This window comes from Nocardia rosealba, assembly GCF_020216065.1.
Classification (GTDB): Bacteria; Actinomycetota; Actinomycetes; order Mycobacteriales; family Mycobacteriaceae; genus Nocardia; species Nocardia rosealba.
The window spans coordinates 246474-264268 of record NZ_JAIWNA010000005.1 but is presented as its reverse complement, the minus strand read 5'-3'; the positions used below and the strand labels follow the sequence as shown (position 1 = coordinate 264268).

The following is a 17795-nucleotide window of genomic DNA, read 5'->3' as shown; positions in this document are numbered from 1 at the left end:
TCCTACTTCCCCTTTTTCTGCGCGGCGAGGTCGTCGTCGAAACGCGCTCTGATCTCGTCGGCCACCCCGGCCAGGTTGAGCTCCATCGTGAAGCCCTGTTCGTAGCGATAGGAGCGGTGCACGTCCTGCACGTCGATGCCGTTGAGTGCCCGCTTCGCGGCGCGGATCACCCGGCCGTCCTTGTTCGCGATGTTCTTCGCGACCTCCATGGCCGCGGCGTCGAGTTCGGCGCGCGGCACCACCTTGTACACCGACCCGTAGTGGTGCAGCTGCTGGGCGGTGAGCTTGCCCGCGGTGTAGAACATGGTCCGCATCAGGTGCTGGGGGACCAGCCGCGACAGGTGGGTCGCGGCACCGAGCGCACCGCGGTCCACCTCGGGCAGGCCGAAGGTGGCGTCGTCGGACGCCACGATGACGTCGGAGTTGCCGACCAGGCCGATCCCGCCGCCGAGGCAGAACCCGTTGACGGCGGTGACCACCGGAACCTCGCAGTCGTACACGGCGGCGAAGGCCTCGAAGCATCCGTGATTCGCGCGGATCAGGGCGGTGTGCCCGGTGTCGGCGTTCATCTCCTTGATGTCGACGCCCGCGTTGAAGCCGCGACCCTCCGCGCGCAGCACGACCACGCGGGTGCCGGGGTCGCGTCCGGCGGCGCGCACGGCGTCGGCCAGCGCGAACCAGCCGTCCGACGGCAGCGCGTTGACCGGCGGATAGTCGACCGTGACGACCTCCACCCCCTCGGTTTCGGTATGCCGGTCGATTCCCATGGCAACTGTCCTATCGGTGCGTGCCCGGGCGAACCCGAGACAAAGCAAGCAATTGCTTGGTAGGTTAACACGGTGGCGATAGAAATCGACCTTTCCGGCCAGATCGTTCTGGTGACCGGCGGAGTGCGCGGCGTGGGCGCGGGCATCACCCGTGCCTTCCTCGCGGCGGGCGCGACAGTGCTCACCTGCGCGCGTAGACCCGCCGACACCCCGATCGACGGCACCGAGCACTACTCCTGCGATGTGCGCGACGACAGCGCGGTCGCCGCCATGTTCGACGAGATCCTCGCCGCGCACGGGCGGCTCGACCATGTCGTGAACAACGCGGGCGGGGCGCCCTTCGCCCTGGCCGACGCGGCGAGCCCGCGCTTCCACACCAAGATCATCGAGCTGAATCTGCTCGCCCCCCTGGTGATCGCGCAGCAGGCCAATGCCGTGATGCAGAAACAGGATTCGGGCGGTTCCATCGTGATGGTCTCGAGCGTCAGCGGGCACCGGCCCTCGCCCGGCACCGCCGCCTACGGCGCGGCCAAGGCCGGACTGGACAACCTCACCACCTCGCTCGCGGTGGAATGGGCGCCGAAGGTCCGCCTCAATTCCGTGGTGGTCGGACCGGTGGAAACCGAACTGAGCCACCTGCACTATGGCGACGACGACGGTGTCGCCGCCGTCGGCGCGACCATCCCGCTCGGCCGCCTCGCCGCCCCCGCCGACGTCGGCAATGCCGCCCTCTTCCTCGCCTCCCCGCTGGCCGCCTACATCAGCGGCGCGAGCCTGCTGGTGCACGGCGCGGGGGAGCGGCCCGCTTTTCTCGATGCCGCGAATACGAACCACGGATAACTAGGAGTTTCGATGGACCAGCAGTTGATCTGCGCCGACCGCACGGTGATCGTCACGGGTGCGGGTCGCGGGATCGGGCGCGCGCACGCGCTCGCCTTCGCCGCCGCGGGTGCGCGCGTCGTCGTCAACGACGTGGGCACCGCGCTCGACGGCGCACCCACCTCGGAGACGCCCGCACAGCAGGTCGTCGACGAGATCGTCGCCGCCGGTGGGCAGGCGGTCGCCAACTACGACGACGTGGCCGACTGGGAAGGCGCGCGCCGGCTCGTCCGCCAGGCCGTCGACACCTTCGGTGGGCTCGACGTGCTGGTCAACAATGCCGGTTTCGTGCGCGACCGCATGCTGGTGAACCTGAGTGAGGACGAGTGGGACGCGGTGATCCGCGTGCACCTCAAGGGCCATTTCGCCACCATGCGTCATGCCGCCGAGTACTGGCGCGGCGAGGCCAAGGCCGGGTGCGCGGTCGACGCCCGCGTCGTCAACACCAGCTCCGGCGCCGGTCTGCAGGGCAGCGTCGGCCAGGGCAACTACGGCGCGGCCAAGGCGGGCATCGCGGGGCTCACGCTCACCGCCGCGGCGGAGTTCGGGCGCTATGGCGTCACCGTCAACGCCATCGCGCCCGCGGCCCGCACGCGGATGACCGAAACGGTCTTCGCCGAAACCATGGCCGCGCCCGATGCCGGCTTCGACGCCATGGACCCGGCGAACATCTCGCCGCTGGTCGTCTGGCTCGGCAGCCCCGAGTCCGCCGGGGTGACCGGGCGGATGTTCGAGGTGGAGGGCGGCAAGGTCGCGCTGGCCGAAGGCTGGCGGCACGGCGTCGCCGTCGATCGCGGTGCGCGCTGGGATCCGGCCGAGCTCGGTCCGGTGGTGGCTCAGCTGATCGAGAAGGGCGCCGAACCGGAGCCGGTTTACGGTGCATAGCTAACTTCGCAAGAGGACACTGAGCGAAGCCGCCGGGCCTGCGGTTTTGCCATGTCATAGGCGTCCAGGGGGCTGGACGGCTCTTGCGCTCTCCTGCGGGGTTCTGCGCGTGGGTTTACTATGGGCTACTGTTCGTCGATCCCGGAATGTGTCGCGACCGGGGGTAATGCTGCGCGGAATTACTTAAAGGGGATGACAGGCGCATGGCCGTTGGTCGCATGTTGCGCGTTCTTGCCGCTGCGAGTGTCTTGGCCGGCTGCGCCCTATTGGGGCCCGTCGCCGCATTCGCCGCGCCGGAAAAGCCGCCGACGCCCGCCGCGCAACCGTCCGGCAGCGGGAGCACCGGCATCGGCGGAAGCGGCGGTGAACCGGCCGAGGATCCCGCCCAGGGCAACGGCAAGCCGATCGAACTCACCCTGCCGGGTACGGGCAGCGGCAACGACCCGGCACCGGCGAATCAGGGCGACCCACCCCAGACCGGTGCCGAAGTCGCCGAAGAGACCGAGTGGACCCCGCTGAGCATCCCCGGCCAGGACACCACCGAACTCCCGACCAAGGAAGTGGCCGGTCCGGCCTCCGGCTCCGCCGTTCTCGGCGCGGGTTCGGCCGCCGCGGGGTTGGTGCTCGGCACCGGGTCGGCAGGCCTCGGCGTGCTCCTCGGCACCGGCTCAGCGGGCCTCGGCGCCGTGCTCGGCACGGGCTCGGCAGGCGCCTTCGCGATCCTCGGCACCGGTTCCGCCGGTGCCGCCGCTGTACTCGCCACCGGTTCGGCTGGTGCGGCCGCGGTACTGGGCACCGGTTCGGCCGCCGTGGGCTCGGCCGCGGCGGGGACGGGCTCGGCACTGGCCGGTACCGGCTCCGCGGCCGTCGGCTCGGCTGCCGTCGGTTCCGCCGCGGTCGGTTCCGCGGGCGCTGGTTCGGCTGCGACCGGTTCGGCCGCCGTCGGCTCGGCCGCTGTCGGTTCGGCCTCGCCGCTGCTGCTGTTGCTGTTGCTGCAGACCCCGCCCACACCGTCGCCCGCGCTGCCCGCGATCGCTATCCCGCCCGCACCGGGCACGCCGTCGATCCCGGGTATCTCCGCGCCGAATGTGGCGGTGGCGGCACCGGCCCCGGCCGATGCGCCGCCGCCCCCGGCCGCCGCCCCCGCGCCGCCTGCCGCCGCCGCGCCCGCTCAGGCCGCCAAGCCCAACCACGAGGTCCGGCCGACCAGCGACAACAACGGTCTGCCCGAACCCGAACTGCTGTCGGTGATCGGCGGCCTGATAGCGCTCGCCCTGGCCGGAACCGGTTCGGGCGCAGTGAGTTTCCAAGGTGCCGCCGCCGCCCAGGCGCGGGTGAACGCGGCGCGTGCCGAGTTCTTCGGACCGAGGTCGTGAGGGGATCTTCGATGAGCAAGAGCAAGACCCAGTCCACCTCGCGGTCCTATCGTCGCGTCGCCGCCGCCGTCGACGCGGTGTGCGCGGTCGCCGCCGACTCCGACGCGACCACCCTCGATGAGGTGGTCGCGGCGGTCTCGCTCGAGCGGCAGCGCGAAATCGAGATCACCAGTGCGCAATTGGGTCCCGGCGTGTGCGGCCAGCGGCGGTTCTACCCGGAGCGCGACATCATCGTGCTCGCCGACGCCCTGCCGAGCCGCGACCACACCCTCGCCCACGAACTCGGGCACATCGTCTTCGACCACGAGGGCGCGCCCGCGGTCGAGACGACACTCGAGGTCAGCGACGACCTCATCGCCTACATGCTCAGTCAGCGCGCCCACGCCCAGATCGTCGAGGACGGAGCCGACGACCTGGCCGAGTGGGAGGCCGAGACCTTCGCGGCCATGCTCATGACACGACTGCGCGTCTTCAACAACCGAGGCGCAGGCGTCTCGGTCCTTCGATTCGATGAGGCACTCGGATGACACTCTGGTTGACAGCCCTGCTGGTCTGGGTTGCCGCGGGTGCGCGAGTGGGACGCGTGCTCGTCAAGCCCGCGACAACGGCCCGCGTGGCCATCGTCGTCGCGGTCGCCGCCGTCGCACTCGCCTCGACCGTCGCCATCCCCGATATCGCCGTCGCCGTCGACAATCTGCTCCCGGGCGGCCTGCACAGCGGCTGGCTGTCCACGGGCATCGTCGATTCGGCGTGGATCCTGTTCACCACCGCCACGTCGGTGGTCGCCTCGGCCGCCTGGCCGGTCGTGTCGCGACGCAACCTGCGCCAGGTCGCGATGATCGTCTACGGCATCGGTGCCCTCGCCATCGCGCTGACGCTGGCCTGGTCGTTCACCTTCGGCTGGATCGTCGTCGCGCTCGGCGCGGTCTTCATCGTCACCACCGGTCTGCGCAATCTGGACTGGACCACGCTGGGTCGCGGCATCGCGATCTACACGGCGGGAACGGCATTGGTCGCCGTGCTCGCCTTCGCCAACGCGGGCCGCGCCTTCCAGGGCGCCGAGCCGACCCCGCCCGGTCAGCCGACGTGGGGCTGGCAGGCGTGGGAGATCGCGAGCCTGCTGATCTCGCTCGGCGCGGTGTCGATCGTCATCGAGCTGTGGTGGCGGGCCCGAATCCTGTTGCGGCGTATCCGCCCACTGCACAAGTTGATGGTCGGCCGGTTCCCGGAGGTCGTCGCACCCGAGCAGAACGCCACCTCGGCGCAGCTGAAGGCCTCCGATCACGTGGCCCAGGTGATGGACGCGCTGTATCTGCTGTCGGGCAGCGGCATCGTCATCCCGGCGGCGGGTGAGCCGCCGAACTCCGTCCCCGAGCGCGCGGCCGTGGTGGCCGAGTGGGCCCGAAACCCGTTGGGGGACTTGTTCGTCGACGCGCGCTGGATCGCGCCGCCGCCCGGCGTGAGCCCACGCGGCTGGGTGCTGGCACTGGCCAAGCGATACGAGGTGGCGGTGGCCACGGCGGGCGCACCGCAGAATGCCGCCGCGTCGAGCTGACGCAGACAACAAGAACGGGCCTGAGCTGGTGTTTCCACCGGCTCAGGCCCGTTCTTCGCGTATCCGCCTGGTTGTTCCTATTCCGTTCCGTCCGGAGGAATTTCGGGCAAGCCTTCGCTGGCCCGCAACTTCTCCGCCATGGAGGTGAGCAGATTCTGTGATTCTTCCGAGAGGTCGAATGCCCTGCTGGACAGACGACGCAGCCCGTAACCCTGCAGCTGCGCAAGCAGTTCCAGGTCGTGATCGATCTTGGCCGCGTAGATGTCGTTGAAGAAGTAGTCAGGCTTGACCTTGAAGAACTTCGCCAGGGCGGCCACCGTCTCGTCGGACGGGTTGGTTCGTTGTCCCGACCGCAGCTGCGAGAGATACGGCTTGGAGATCGGATGCCCGGAGGCAGTCAGCGCAGCCGCAACCTCTGCGTTGGTGTGCGGCTTGCGCCCCGGGGGATGCACGGTTTCGAACAGCTTGTTCAGCCGCGCCGCGAAATCAGCCATTGTGAGCCGCCCAATTCCCTTCACTGTACTAACAGTCGTTATCTCGGATACGTATCATTGATATTAGCGGCTCAGTAACTGAAAACCTACGCCTGATTCAGGATTTCTCTGCGGATTCCGACGCTCACCTGCGTACAGGGCCCGCGACGGCCGCGTTTGCGGGGTCACGTCAACGACTCTTGTGGAGCCGATGGGTGCCGGAGTTCGTGCCCGTCGCGGGGGTCTTCCACCTCGGACCCATGATAGCCCAAAGATTGCTGATGCCTCATCATCCCCCTCGCCCCTCGGATCGTGTGGCGTACGACACGTTCCGGGCGCCTGGAGATGAATGTTCAACCTGGGCGCCCGGTTTCGGTACGCCCAGTCTACAGGCGTTCGATGATCGTGCCGGTCGCGAGGGCTCCACCGGCGCACATGAGAACCATCGCGGTTCCCTTGCCGGTGCGTTCGAGCTCGTGTAATGCGGTCGTGATCAGACGAGAACCGGTGGAACCGACAGGATGCCCGATTGCGATCGCACCGCCGTTGACATTTACCCGTTCCATGTCCGGCTGATGTACAGAAGCCCACGAAAGGGCAACCGCCGCGAATGCTTCGTTGATCTCGAAAAGATCGATATCGCCGATCGCCATTCCCGAGCGTTCCAGCAGTCGCGTGCATGCCTGCACAGGTCCGTCCAGATGGAACTCCGGTTCGGCGCCGACGAGTACCTGGGTGCGGATCCGTGCGCGCGGTCGCAAACCCTTTCGGTGGGCGACGGTTTCGTCCATCAGGAGCACCGCCGCCGCGCCGTCGGAAATCTGCGACGACGTACCCGCGGTGTGCAGGCCGTCGGTGACCACCGGCTTCAGCTTGGCCAGGCCCTCGATCGTGCTCGCGCGCAAGCCCTCGTCGCGGGTCACCTCGGCCTTCTCGCCGGTCGGCGCGCCCTCGCTGTCGAGCACGGGCGCGACCACGGGCAGTACCTCGCGATCGAAGCGGCCTTCGGCCCAGGCGGCGGCGGCCAATTGCTGTGAGCGCAGGCCGAATCGGTCGAGGTCGTCGCGAGTGAGCCCGCGCCGCCGCGCGATTCGCTCGGCCGCGCCGAACTGATCGGGCAGATCGATCGACCACGACTCGGGCCTGCGCGGTCCCGCCTCGGTGCCCACATTGGCGCCGAGCGGCACCCGGCTCATCGCCTCGACACCGCACGCCATGCCGATATCGATGGCCCCGGTGGCGATCAGCCCCGCGACGAGGTGGTTGGCCTGCTGGGCCGAACCGCACTGCGCGTCGATGGTCGTCGCGCCGGTCTGCCACGGCAGCCCCGCGTGCAGCCACGCGACGCGGGTGACGTTGTTGGACTGCTCGCCTGCCTGGGTGACGCAGCCGCCGATCACCTGCTCCACTTCGGCCGGATCGAGGTCGGCCCGGTCGAGCAGTCCGCGCTGGGCCAGGCCGAGCAGTTCGGCCGCGTGCAGGCCGGAAAGCCGCCCGCGCCGCTTGCCGATCGGGGTTCGCACTGCCTCGACGATTACCGGTGTGCCCATCTGGATCTCCCTCTGAACTGCAACGTGTTCTGTTTATGTAAGCGGGGCAAAACCGCGAGGTTCTTCCGTCGTGGCATACCCTGTGCTTGAATGATTGTAGAACGTGTTTCAGTTTGTCGAAGGAGACATCTGGTGGTAGATCCGCGCAACGAAGCCACGGGTACCCTGCCGAACCTGCCCGAGGGGTTCGACGTCACCGACCCGGCCATCTACGCCGAACGTGTCCCGGCGGAGGAGTTCGCTGAGCTGCGCCGGTCGGCGCCGATCTGGTGGAACCCGCAGCCGCCCGAGGTGGGCGGCTTCCACGACGACGGGTTCTGGGTGGTCAGCAAGCACGCCGACGTCAAAGAGGTCTCGCGCCGCAGCGATGTCTTCTCGACCTACGAGAACACCGCGATCCCGCGCTTCAACGACGACATCAAGCGCGAGCAGATCGAGCTGCAGCGCTTCGTCATCCTGAACAAGGACGCCCCCGAGCACACCAAGCTGCGCAAGCTGATCGCCAAGGGCTTCACCCCGCGCGCGGTGAACAGTCTGCGCGCCGAGCTGTCCTCGCGCGCCGAGAAGATCGTGAAGGCAGCGGCGGAGTCGGGCGGCGGCGACTTCGTCACCCAGGTGGCCTGCGAGCTGCCGCTGCAGGCGATCGCCGAACTCATCGGTGTGCCGCAGGAAGACCGGATGAAGGTCTTCGAATGGTCCAACGACATGACCGGCTACGACGATCCCGACAATGTCGATGTCGACCCCGTCGCGGCGTCGATGGAGCTGCTCGGCTACTCGTACCAGATGGCCGAGGCGCGCAAGGCCTGTCCGGCCGACGACCTGGTCACCACCCTGATCGAGGCCGACGTCGACGGTGAGTCGCTGAGTGCGGAGGAGTTCGGCTTCTTCGTCATCGTGCTCGCGGTCGCCGGCAACGAGACCACCCGCAACGCGATCAGCCACGGCATGATCGCGTTCATGGAGAACCCCGATCAGTGGGAGCTCTTCAAGAAGGAACGCCCGGCCACCGCGGTCGACGAGATCATCCGCTGGGCCACCCCGGTCACCTCCTTCCAGCGCACCGCGCTCGAGGACACCGAACTCGGCGGCGTGCAGATCAAGAAGGGCCAGCGCCTGGTGATGCTGTACCGCTCGGCGAACTTCGACGAGGACGTCTTCGAGAACCCGGAGAAGTTCGACATCATGCGCAAGGAGAACCCGCATCTGTCCTTCGGCGGCACCGGCGCGCACTTCTGTGTCGGCGCGAACCTGGCCCGCCTGGAGGTCGACCTGATCTTCAACGCCATCGCCGACCATCTGCCCGACATCACGAAGATCGGCGACCCCAAGCGTCTGCGCTCGGGCTGGCTCAACGGCATCAAGGAGCTCCCGGTCGACTACAAGACCAAGGGCTGCCCGGTCTCGCACTGAGGTACCGAACGACAACGGCCCCGGACCGAAAGGTCCGGGGCCGTTGCGTTTTCGAGACTCAGGAGGCCTTGCGGCTGGTCGCCATCGCGCGGTCGACCTCCCAGAAGGCCCGCAGGGCGGCGATCTTGCCGTCGGCGTCGACCTTGTAGGTGAACACGCCCTCGGCGTCGATGAGGTAGCCGGCCATGGTGGTGCGGATCAGGCCGGTGAAGGCGATCTCGTTGCCGCAGGCGAAGGAGTCCTCGAACAGGAACTCGATCGAATCGGTATTGGCGATGGCCTTGTCCCAGAACGCGCCGATCGCCTCGTGGCCGCGATGACCCACGCCCTCGGGATCGAAACCCGAAGGGCCGACGGGGTCTTCGACGATGCCGTCCTCGGCGAACAACGCGATCCAGGCGGCGCGGTCCTTGGCGCGGACCGCGGCCTGGGAGGCCAGTCCTGCATCGCGCGCGTTCACGACGCCGCCACGATGGGATCGGCGATGTACTTCTCGGCGAAGCGGCGCAGCGAGTCCTGCTTGGCGGCGAGTTCGCCGTCGAAGCCGATGCCGTCGAAGAGCCACGGCACCACGATGATGTCGGTGACGCCCGCGTCGGCCAGGTCCTGATAGCCGCTGCGGCCGTGGCGATCGATGCAGACCGCCTGGATCTCGAAGGGCTCGGTGTCCCTGCCGTATTCCGCCCGCAGCGTGCGCAGGGTCGCGATGGTCCCGGTGAGCTCGTCGAACTTCATCATCGCCGAGGTCCAGCCGTCGCCGACGCGGGCCGCGCGGCGCAGGGCCGGACCGGTGTGACCGCCGATGTAGAACGGCACCCGCTCGGTGGGCGCGGGGCTCATCTGCAACGGGTCGAAGTCGAAGAACTCGCCGTGGTACTCGACCATGCCGCCGTCGAGGACGAGTTTGATGACCTCGATCATCTCGTCCACCCGGGCGCCACGCTTGGCGTAGGGCACCCCGCACCACTCGAATTCCTCGGGAGCCCAGCCGATTCCGACGCCGAAGCCGAAGCGGTTGCCCGACATGTTGGCGATCGAGCCGACCTGGCGGGCCAGTAGCAGCGGATTGCGGGAGCCGAGCTTGAGCACATTGGTGTAGAACCGCAGGGTCGTCGTCACGGCCGACATGGACGCGGCGGCGATGAGCGGATCCACCCACGGTGTCTCCGGGCCCCAGAACCGGCTCCCGTCCGGGGTGTACGGGTAGTCGGCGCTCTGGGACTTCATGTAGAACAGCGAGTCGGGCAGGCCGATCGAGGTGAAGCCGCACTCCTCGGCCGTCTTGGCCAGCTCGGTGAGCTGGTCGAGCGGGCTCAGCGCGACACCGAGGGTGAATTTCATTCGGGGCGCTCGCTTCCCACGACCCACATGGCGAAGTACTGCGACCCGCCACCGTAGGCATGGCCGAGCGCCTTGCGCGCGCCGGCGACCTGGTAGTCGCCTGCCCGGCCCATCACCTGTTTGGCCGCCTCGGCGAAACGGATGAGGCCCGACGCACCGATCGGGTTGGACGAGAGCACCCCGCCCGACGGGTTCACCGGCAGCCTGCCGCCGATCTCGGTCTCGCCCTTGTCGGTGAGCTTCCAGCCGTCGCCCTCGGCGGCGAAGCCGAGGTTCTCCAGCCACATGGGCTCGAACCAGGAGAACGGCACGTAGATCTCGGCGACGTCGATTTCCTCGAGCGGATCGGTGATGCCCGCGGCGGCCCACAGCGCGGCGGCCGCGTCGCGACCGGCCTGCGGGTTCACCTGGTCGCGCCCGGAGAAGGTGGTCGGTTCGGTGCGCATCGAGGTGCCGTGCACCCAGGCGACCGTCTTGCCCTGTGCCTCGACGGCGGCCGCGGCCTCGGCGTTGCCGAGCACCACCGCGCAGGCGCCGTCGGAGGACGGGCAGGTTTCGTCGAAACGAATGGGGTCCCAGAGCATCTGGGAGGCCAGCACCGATTCGAGGGTGATGTCGGGCTGGTGCAGGTGCGCGAGGGGATTCTTGGCACCGTTGCGCCGGTCCTTCACCGCCACCTGGGCACCGATGTGCATGGGCGCGTTGGAGCGGCGGATGTAGGAGCGCACGTGCGGGGCGAAGTAGCCGCCCGCGCCCGCGCCGACCGGCATGGTGAACGGCACCGGAATCGACAACGCCCACATGGCATTCGACTCCGACTGCTTCTCCCACGCGATCGCGAGCACCTTGCCGTGCACACCGGCCTGCACCAGGTTGGTGGCGACGATGCCGGTCGAACCGCCGACCGATCCCGCCGTATGCACGCGCAGCAGCGGTTTGCCGATGGCGCCGAGGGCTTCGGCCAGGTACAGCTCGGGCATCATGACGCCCTCGAAGAAGTCGGGCGCCTTGCCGACCACGACCGCGTCGATCTCGTCGATGGTCAAGCCCGCGTCGTCTAGCGCGCGATCGATCGCCTCGCGGCACATGCCCGCCATGGACACGTCCGCACGTTTTGTCACGTGATGTGTTTGACCGGTGCCGAGCACCGCTGCGGGGAAGCTCATGATGCCTCGGATTCCAGGACGGCGACCAGGTTCTGCTGCAGCGCTGGGCCGCTGGTCGCATGGGCGAGGGTCCGGTTCGCGGTGCCGGACATGATGGCCGTGGCGGCATTGCCGATCCGCTCGAGACCGGCCGCGAACATCGGGTTGGCCGCGAGCGCACCGCCGGACGGGTTGATCGTGGTGTCGGGGGACAGGCCGATCGCCTCGGCCAGGATCAGCTGCTGATGGCTGAACGGTGCGTGCAGTTCGGCCACGTCGAAGTCCGTGTTGCCCCGGGTCACGGCGGCAGCCGCGCGCGTGGTCGACGGCGAGCGGGTCAGGTCGCGGACGCCGAATCCCTGGGGGTCGATATTGTGCGCCATGCCGGTGATCCAGGCCGGGCGCTCGCACAGTTCGCGTGCCCGGTCGCCGACGGCGAGCACGATCGCGGCCGCGCCGTCGGTGATCGGCGCGATGTCGTGCGCTCGTAAGGGATCGGCGACATACGGTGCGGCGAGCAGGGATTCGATGTCACCACCGGCGACGGCCGCCATGTCCTGTTCGGTCCAGCGTCCCGCGTCGAGTCCCGCGCGCGCCTGCAGGCCCGCGACGGAGACGGAGTCGGGCCACAGCGGGCCGACCAGATACGGGTCGAGTTGCCTGCTCAGCACCTGGCGCAGCGTGCCCGCCGACGACTTGCCGAAGCCGTACACGAGGGCGGTCTGTGCCTGTCCGGAGAGCAGTTTCACCCACGCCTCGTAGAGCGCCCACGCGGCGTCCATCTCCACGTGCGACTCGTTGATCGGCGGCACCGCGCCGATCGCGTCGACCGCCGAGATGAACGAGAAGGCGCGGCCGGCAAGGTAATCCGAGGAACCCGAGCACCAGAAGTCGATGTCGGACTTGGTGATGCCGAGGTCGGCATAGAGCTGCTGGAAGCACGGCACGAGCATCTCGACGCCGTTGGTGGTGCCGAAGGTCTCCGGCACGTGCGGTGCGTGGGCGAACCCCACGACCGCGATTTCGGGAATAGTCACGTCGCCTCTCTCAGAGGTGGTGCTGGTAGGACTCGTACGGGGCATCGGGCTCGCCGGTCGGGCGGAAGTGGTCGATGTTGGCCAGTGCGTGGCCCCATTCCTCGCGGGGCTTCCACACGGCCTCGACCCGCATGCCCATGCGCACCTCGGACGCCTCGCACCCGAGAACCAGGTGCAGGAACGGGATATCGGCACCGTCGAGAAGCACATAGGCGGCGACGTAGGGCGGCTTGATCCGCTGGCCGAGGAACGGCACGTTCACGATGCAGAAGGTGGTCACCGTGCCCTTGTCGGGCAGTTCGACGAGGTCGTCGGTGGGGGTGCCGTCGGTCGGGTTGGCGCCGCGCGGCGGGAAGTACACGGCTCCGCCCGTTTCGGAGCGGCCGCCGATCAGCTTGCCCTCGGCGAGACCGCGCAGGTACACGCTCTCCTGGGGCGAGGCGGTGTGCTTGTAGCTCATGTCGACGGGCGTCACCAGCATGGTCACCGGCTCGGCCGCATCCTCGACGGGCGGTGCGGTCGCACCCTCGCCCGGCTCGAAGCAGGCGATGTCGGCGATGGTGCCGGTGCGTTCCTCGGCCCAGCGCACGCGCACCCGCATGCCGGTGCTCACCTGGGCGGGCTCGGTCACGTCGAGGGCGTGGAGCATGCTGGTGTCGGCACCGTCGAGCTGCACGAGCACCCAGGCGAACGGGCGGTCGAACGGCTGGCCGGGTAGCGGCTCGGCCACCCATGTCCACGATCGCACCGTGCCGGTCGTCTCCACCTGCACGAGTTCGGCCAATGGGGCCGAGGTGATGGGATCGTATTCCTGGGCGGGTACCAGCACCCGGCCGTCACTGCCGCGCACGCCGAGTATGCGGCGCTCGCGCAGTCCGGTCAGGAAGGCTCCGATGATCGGTCCGACGGATCTGGTGTAGTCGAACTGCACCCGAAGGGGTGCACTCAATACTTCCACTGCGGTATTCCCCTGGGTCACGATATCGAGTAGAACAGGTTCTTATTCTGCACGCAAGGATTCGCCGGAAAGGGCGTCGGCCATGAAATTCGGACTGCAACTCGGATACTGGGGTGCGCAGCCGCCCACAAACGCGGGCGAGATGGTCGTCGCGGCCGAGGAGGTCGGGTTCGACGCGGTGTTCGCGGCCGAGTCCTGGGGGTCGGACGCCTTCACCCCGCTGGCCTGGTGGGGCTCGGCCACGCAGCGCGTGCGGCTGGGTACCTCGGTCGCCCAGCTGTCGGCGCGGACCCCGGCGGCGGCCGCCATGCACGCGCTCACGCTGGATCATCTCAGCGGTGGCCGGGCCATCCTCGGGCTCGGTGTGTCCGGGCCGCAGGTGGTGGAGGGCTGGTACGGGCAGCCGTTCGCGCAGCCGCTGCGGCGCACCCGCGAGTACGTCGACATCGTGCGCAAGGTGCTGGCCCGCGAGGCGCCGGTGACCTCCGACAGCCAGGTCTACGGCCTGCCCTACACCGGTCCCGGCGCCACTGGCCTGGGTAAACCGCTCAAGCCGATCGTTCATCCGCTGCGCGCCGACCTGCCGATCTGGCTCGGCGCCGAAGGCCCGAAGAATATCGCGCAGACGGCCGAGATCGCCGACGGCTGGCTCGCGATCTACTACGCCCCGCGCCTGGCAGGCATGTACAACGAGTGGCTCGACGAGGGCTTCGCACGGCCGGGCGCTCGGCGTTCACGTGCGGATTTCGAGATCGCGGCCAGCGCGCAGGTGATCGTCACCGACGATCCGGCCGCCGAGATCGAGCGGATGCGCTGGGTCACCTCGCTCTACATCGGCGGTATGGGCGCGCCCGAGCTGAACTTCCACGCCCAGGTCTACAAGCGGATGGGCTACGACAAGGAGGTCGACGAGATCTCTGCGCTGTTCCGGGCCGGGCGCAAGGCCGAGGCCGCCGCCGCGGTACCCGACGAGCTGATCACCGACACCGCGATCTTCGGCGACGAGGCGCACGTCCGCACCCGATTGCGGGAATGGGAGGACGCCGGCGTGACCATGATGCTGATCTCGGTTTCCGATGCCGAACAACTTCGTCGGCTCCAACCCCTTGTTACGCGGTAGAACACGTTCTAAATTCGTAGGGGTGAGCAGTCAGCAGACAACGGAAATCCTCGGACTGTGGAATATCGCCGCGGCCGAACCCGAGCGGGTCGCCGTCGTCGACCCGGACGGCCGGGAGATCACCTATCGAGAATTGGCCACCCTCGCCAACCGGTACGCCAACGGGCTACGCGGGATCGGATTGCGAACCGGAGACGTCGTTGTCAGCATGCTGCACAACGGCGTCGAGGCGATCGCCGCGTACTTCGCCGCCTACCAGTGCGGTTTCTACATCGTCGCGGTCAACTGGCATCTGACCGCGCCCGAGATCGCCTACATCCTCCAGGACAGTGACGCCTCGGCCTTCCTGGCGAGCGAACGGTTCGCCGCCACCGCCGCCGCGGCCGCCGACGAGGCCGGACTCCCCACCGACGCGCGGTTCGCCGTGGGCACGATCGAGGGCTTCCGGCCGGTGTCGTGGCTCGGCGCGGCCGATACCGGCAGGCCGGACGAGCGTTCGGTCGGCGCACCGATGCTCTACACCTCCGGAACGACCGGGCGCCCCAAGGGCGTTCGCCGCCCGCTGACCGGCGCCGATCCCGACGAGGTTCCCGCACCTAACAAGGCGTTCTTCAGCCTCTTCGGGCTCGCGCCCTACGACGACCACGTGCACATCTGCGGTTCGCCGCTCTATCACACCGCCGTACTGAACTTCTCGACCATCTCGATCCAGTTGGGGCACAAGCTCGTTCTGATGGACCGCTGGGACGCGCAGGACATGCTCGCGCTCATCGAACGGCACCGGGTGACCCACTCGCACATGGTGCCCACCCAGTTCCATCGCCTGCTCGCCCTGCCCGACGAGGTGCGCGCCCGCTACGACGTGTCCTCGCTGCGCAGCATGGTGCACGGCGCCGCGCCGTGCCCGCCGCAGACCAAGCGGCAGATGCTGGAGTGGTGGGGGCCGGTCGTCACCGAGTACTACGCCGCCACCGAGGGCGGCGGCACGGTGATCTCCGGCGCCGAATGGCTGGCCAAGCCCGGATCGGTCGGCAAGGCTTGGCCGTGGTCGGTCATCAAGATCCTCGACGAGACCGACGGCACCGAACTGCCGCCGGGCAAAGAGGGCCTGGTCTACATGAAGATGGGCGCCTCGAGTTTCGAATACCACCACGCCAAGGAGAAGACCGAGGAGTCGCGCGTCGGTGATCTGTTCACCGTCGGCGACATCGGTTACCTCGACGAGGACGGTTATCTGTTCCTCTGCGACCGGCGCTCGGACCTCATTCTCTCCGGCGGCGTGAACATCTACCCGGCCGAGATCGAAGGCGTGCTGATGAGTCACCCGAAGGTCGCCGACGTGGCGGTTCTCGGTGTGCCCGACCCGGATTGGGGTCAGCAGGTGAAGGCGTTCGTGCAGCCGGTCGACGGTGTCGCGGGCGACGACGAACTCACCACCGACCTGCTCGCCTTCGCGGCCGGTCAGCTCGCCAAGTACAAGCTGCCCCGCACGGTGGAATACCGTGCGGAGCTGCCTCGCGACCCCAATGGGAAGCTGTACAAGCGCAGACTGCTCTGAAAGAGCCTGCCGCTCAGACGGCTTCGCGCCACTCGGGCGGCAGGCCGAACAGCGGGAACAGGCGCTGGGTGTCGAGGAAGAAGTTGAGGCCGGCGATGGTGTCGCCCTCGAGTTCGAGCACCGTGATCGACCACGGCACCCAGACGCCGGGCTCCTCGCTCGGCTTGTAATGGCCGAACGCGGGCAGGCCGTTGGCGCCCTCCAGCGGAACCATCCGCGAATCGCGGCAGGCGCTTCCGGTGCCGAGCATGAAAGCCGCCACGTTCTCCGGTCCGGAGATCCAGAGGTCGAAGGGCGGCATCGACAGCGCCACATCGGCTTTCAGCAAGGTGGTGAGCGCGTCCATGTCGTAGGCCTCGAAGGCCTTCACGAAATCGTCGACGAGCTTGCGCTGATCAGGGTCGGTGTCGTCGAAGCCGTCGGTGACGGTGGGCTGCACCTTCGACATCGTCGAGCGGGCGCGTTGCAGCGCGCTGTTCACCGACGCGGGCGACATCATCAGCGCCTCGGCGGTCTCGCTCGCCGAGAAGCGCAGCACCTCACGCATGATCAGGATCGCGCGCTGGGTGGCGGGCAGATGCTGACACGCGGCCACGAACGCCAGACGCAAGGTGTCCTTGGTCGAGGCGTGCTCGGCCGGGTCGGCGCCGAAGGCGAGCGCGTTCGGGATCGGCTCGATCCACACGTAATCCGGCTGCGGCATCGGCAGCGGGGAATCCGGGCGGCCCGGGCCGTTCAGATCCATCGGTCTGGCTCGGCTCTGCGGGCGATCGAGCATGTCGAGACAGATGTTGGTGGCGATCTTGTAGAGCCACGAGCGAAGGCTGGCGCGACCCTCGAAGGAATCGTAGGAGCGCCAGGCGCGCGTGAACGTCTCCTGCACCGCGTCCTCGGCCTCGAAGGAGGAGCCGAGCATGCGGTAGGCGTACGCGCACAACTCGCGCCGGTGGGTTTCGAATTCGGCGAGGACCTCGGGGTCCGGTCCGGTGGTTGCGGTTGTGGCGTCCGTCATGGTTTCACGATGCCACAGGGGTCCGACAGCCGACAGGGGATGAATCGGACTATCGAAGTTTCGCGAATTTTCCGGTCCGGCGATGAATCCTCATCCGTCGCAGCGTCTACATGAACGAGACCGCAACGACGCTCCGAAAGGCTGAACCATGAGCAGCAAGATGATCTTCATCAACCTCCCCGTCGCCGACCTCGACCGCTCCAAGGGGTTCTACGAGGCGCTCGGGTGGAAGGTCAACGAGGATTTCACCGACCAGAACGCGGCCTGCATCGTCGTCGACGACAACATCTGCCTCATGCTGCTGACCAAGGACTTCTTCACGACGTTCAGCAAGCGCCCCATCGCCGATACCGGCAGCCAGGTCGCCGCGGCCTACGCCCTGTCGCTGGGGAGCGCCGAGGAGGTCGACGCGCTGACCGACGCTGCTGTCGCGGCCGGTGCTCGCGAGGAAGTCAACGATGACAAGCGGGCCGAAGAGGCGCAGGTGGGTATGCACGGCCGCACCTTCATCGACCCCGACGGGCACCAGTGGGAGCCGTTCTTCATGAACTACCCGGGGGCTTAGAACTACCTTGGTGTTTTGTGCACCACGAAGGTATTGGGCTGTGTTTATTGGAGCGCTGGCGCGCTCGAGCGCGGCCCCTGGGGGGGGGGGGGGGGGGGGGGGGGGGGGGGGGGGGGGGGGGGGGGGGGGGGGGGGGGGGGGGGGGGGGGGCGGGGGGGGGG

The 17795-nt window shown here is 68.3% G+C and carries 18 protein-coding genes; 9 read left to right on the top strand and 9 right to left on the bottom strand.

From position 1 onward, the window contains the following. Positions 1-2: 2 nt before the first annotated feature. On the bottom strand, positions 3-767 hold the full coding sequence (locus LDL21_RS20295; RefSeq protein ID WP_181701007.1) for an enoyl-CoA hydratase family protein: 765 nt from the start codon (positions 765-767) through the stop codon (positions 3-5). 72 nt (positions 768-839) lie between these two features. Here LDL21_RS20295 and LDL21_RS20290 point away from each other — a divergent pair, with 72 nt between their 5' ends. The 5 genes from LDL21_RS20290 to LDL21_RS20270 all read left to right on the top strand — a co-directional run bounded on the left by LDL21_RS20290 (position 840) and on the right by LDL21_RS20270 (position 5462). Next, positions 840-1607: an SDR family oxidoreductase gene (locus LDL21_RS20290; RefSeq protein ID WP_372462210.1), complete on the top strand. Its 768-nt coding sequence runs from the start codon at positions 840-842 to the stop codon at positions 1605-1607. Positions 1608-1619: 12 nt separating this feature from the next. Further along, positions 1620-2531 carry an SDR family oxidoreductase gene (locus LDL21_RS20285; RefSeq protein ID WP_225281336.1) on the top strand — a complete coding sequence of 304 codons (912 nt, stop codon included), beginning with the start codon at positions 1620-1622 and terminating at the stop codon, positions 2529-2531. A gap of 203 nt (positions 2532-2734) precedes the next feature. Beyond that, complete coding sequence (locus tag LDL21_RS20280; protein ID WP_225281335.1) at positions 2735-3907, top strand: hypothetical protein; 1173 nt, start codon at positions 2735-2737, stop codon at positions 3905-3907. A gap of 11 nt (positions 3908-3918) precedes the next feature. Beyond that, complete coding sequence (locus LDL21_RS20275) at positions 3919-4434, top strand: M78 family metallopeptidase domain-containing protein (RefSeq protein ID WP_181698756.1); 516 nt, start codon at positions 3919-3921, stop codon at positions 4432-4434. After that, entirely contained in the window at positions 4431-5462 is a 1032-nt protein-coding gene (locus tag LDL21_RS20270) for a hypothetical protein (protein WP_067492265.1), read from the top strand. Before LDL21_RS20275 ends, LDL21_RS20270 begins: the two co-directional genes overlap by 4 nt. A 77-nt stretch (positions 5463-5539) precedes the next feature. Here LDL21_RS20270 and LDL21_RS20265 read toward each other — a convergent pair whose 3' ends face one another. Together LDL21_RS20265 and LDL21_RS20260 are read right to left on the bottom strand one after the other, a co-directional pair. Then, a complete protein-coding gene (locus tag LDL21_RS20265; protein WP_019044759.1) occupies positions 5540-5956 on the bottom strand; it encodes a helix-turn-helix domain-containing protein in 417 nt (138 codons plus the stop codon). Between the two features lie 365 nt (positions 5957-6321). Further along, the gene (locus LDL21_RS20260; protein ID WP_225281334.1) at positions 6322-7485 is read right to left on the bottom strand and encodes a steroid 3-ketoacyl-CoA thiolase; all 1164 of its coding nucleotides are present in this window, start codon (positions 7483-7485) and stop codon (positions 6322-6324) included. 132 nt (positions 7486-7617) lie between these two features. On the opposite strand from LDL21_RS20260, the gene LDL21_RS20255 reads away from it, so the two are divergent. Beyond that, complete coding sequence (locus tag LDL21_RS20255) at positions 7618-8898, top strand: cytochrome P450 (RefSeq protein WP_225281333.1); 1281 nt, start codon at positions 7618-7620, stop codon at positions 8896-8898. A gap of 58 nt (positions 8899-8956) precedes the next feature. Here the strand turns inward: LDL21_RS20255 and LDL21_RS20250 are convergent, their stop codons facing one another. The 5 genes from LDL21_RS20250 to LDL21_RS20230 are packed head-to-tail and all read right to left on the bottom strand — an operon-like array spanning position 8957 to position 13400. Next, complete coding sequence (locus LDL21_RS20250) at positions 8957-9358, bottom strand: nuclear transport factor 2 family protein (RefSeq protein WP_067492266.1); 402 nt, start codon at positions 9356-9358, stop codon at positions 8957-8959. Then, positions 9355-10239 carry a TIGR03619 family F420-dependent LLM class oxidoreductase gene (locus LDL21_RS20245; protein ID WP_181698753.1) on the bottom strand — a complete coding sequence of 295 codons (885 nt, stop codon included), beginning with the start codon at positions 10237-10239 and terminating at the stop codon, positions 9355-9357. Before LDL21_RS20245 ends, LDL21_RS20250 begins: the two co-directional genes overlap by 4 nt. Beyond that, positions 10236-11405, bottom strand: a complete 1170-nt coding sequence (locus LDL21_RS20240; protein WP_181698752.1) for a thiolase family protein — start codon at positions 11403-11405, stop codon at positions 10236-10238. Before LDL21_RS20240 ends, LDL21_RS20245 begins: the two co-directional genes overlap by 4 nt. Further along, positions 11402-12415: a thiolase family protein gene (locus LDL21_RS20235; RefSeq protein ID WP_225281471.1), complete on the bottom strand. Its 1014-nt coding sequence runs from the start codon at positions 12413-12415 to the stop codon at positions 11402-11404. The genes LDL21_RS20240 and LDL21_RS20235 overlap by 4 nt, the downstream gene beginning before the upstream one ends. A gap of 16 nt (positions 12416-12431) precedes the next feature. After that, positions 12432-13400, bottom strand: coding sequence for a Zn-ribbon domain-containing OB-fold protein (locus LDL21_RS20230; protein WP_225281332.1), 969 nt, complete (start codon positions 13398-13400; stop codon positions 12432-12434). 61 nt (positions 13401-13461) lie between these two features. On the opposite strand from LDL21_RS20230, the gene LDL21_RS20225 reads away from it, so the two are divergent. Both LDL21_RS20225 and LDL21_RS20220 read left to right on the top strand, forming a co-directional pair. Continuing rightward, positions 13462-14499, top strand: a complete 1038-nt coding sequence (locus LDL21_RS20225) for an LLM class F420-dependent oxidoreductase (RefSeq protein ID WP_225281331.1) — start codon at positions 13462-13464, stop codon at positions 14497-14499. A gap of 22 nt (positions 14500-14521) precedes the next feature. Further along, complete coding sequence (locus LDL21_RS20220) at positions 14522-16057, top strand: acyl-CoA synthetase (RefSeq protein WP_225281330.1); 1536 nt, start codon at positions 14522-14524, stop codon at positions 16055-16057. Between the two features lie 13 nt (positions 16058-16070). On the opposite strand, the gene LDL21_RS20215 is transcribed toward LDL21_RS20220, so the two are convergent. Then, the gene (locus LDL21_RS20215; RefSeq protein ID WP_225281329.1) at positions 16071-17069 is read right to left on the bottom strand and encodes a sigma-70 family RNA polymerase sigma factor; all 999 of its coding nucleotides are present in this window, start codon (positions 17067-17069) and stop codon (positions 16071-16073) included. A 148-nt stretch (positions 17070-17217) separates the two neighbouring features. On the opposite strand from LDL21_RS20215, the gene LDL21_RS20210 reads away from it, so the two are divergent. Next, positions 17218-17634 (top strand): VOC family protein, encoded by a 417-nt coding sequence (locus LDL21_RS20210; protein WP_067492273.1) that lies wholly within the window; start codon positions 17218-17220, stop codon positions 17632-17634. The last annotated feature ends 161 nt before the right edge of the window (positions 17635-17795 follow it).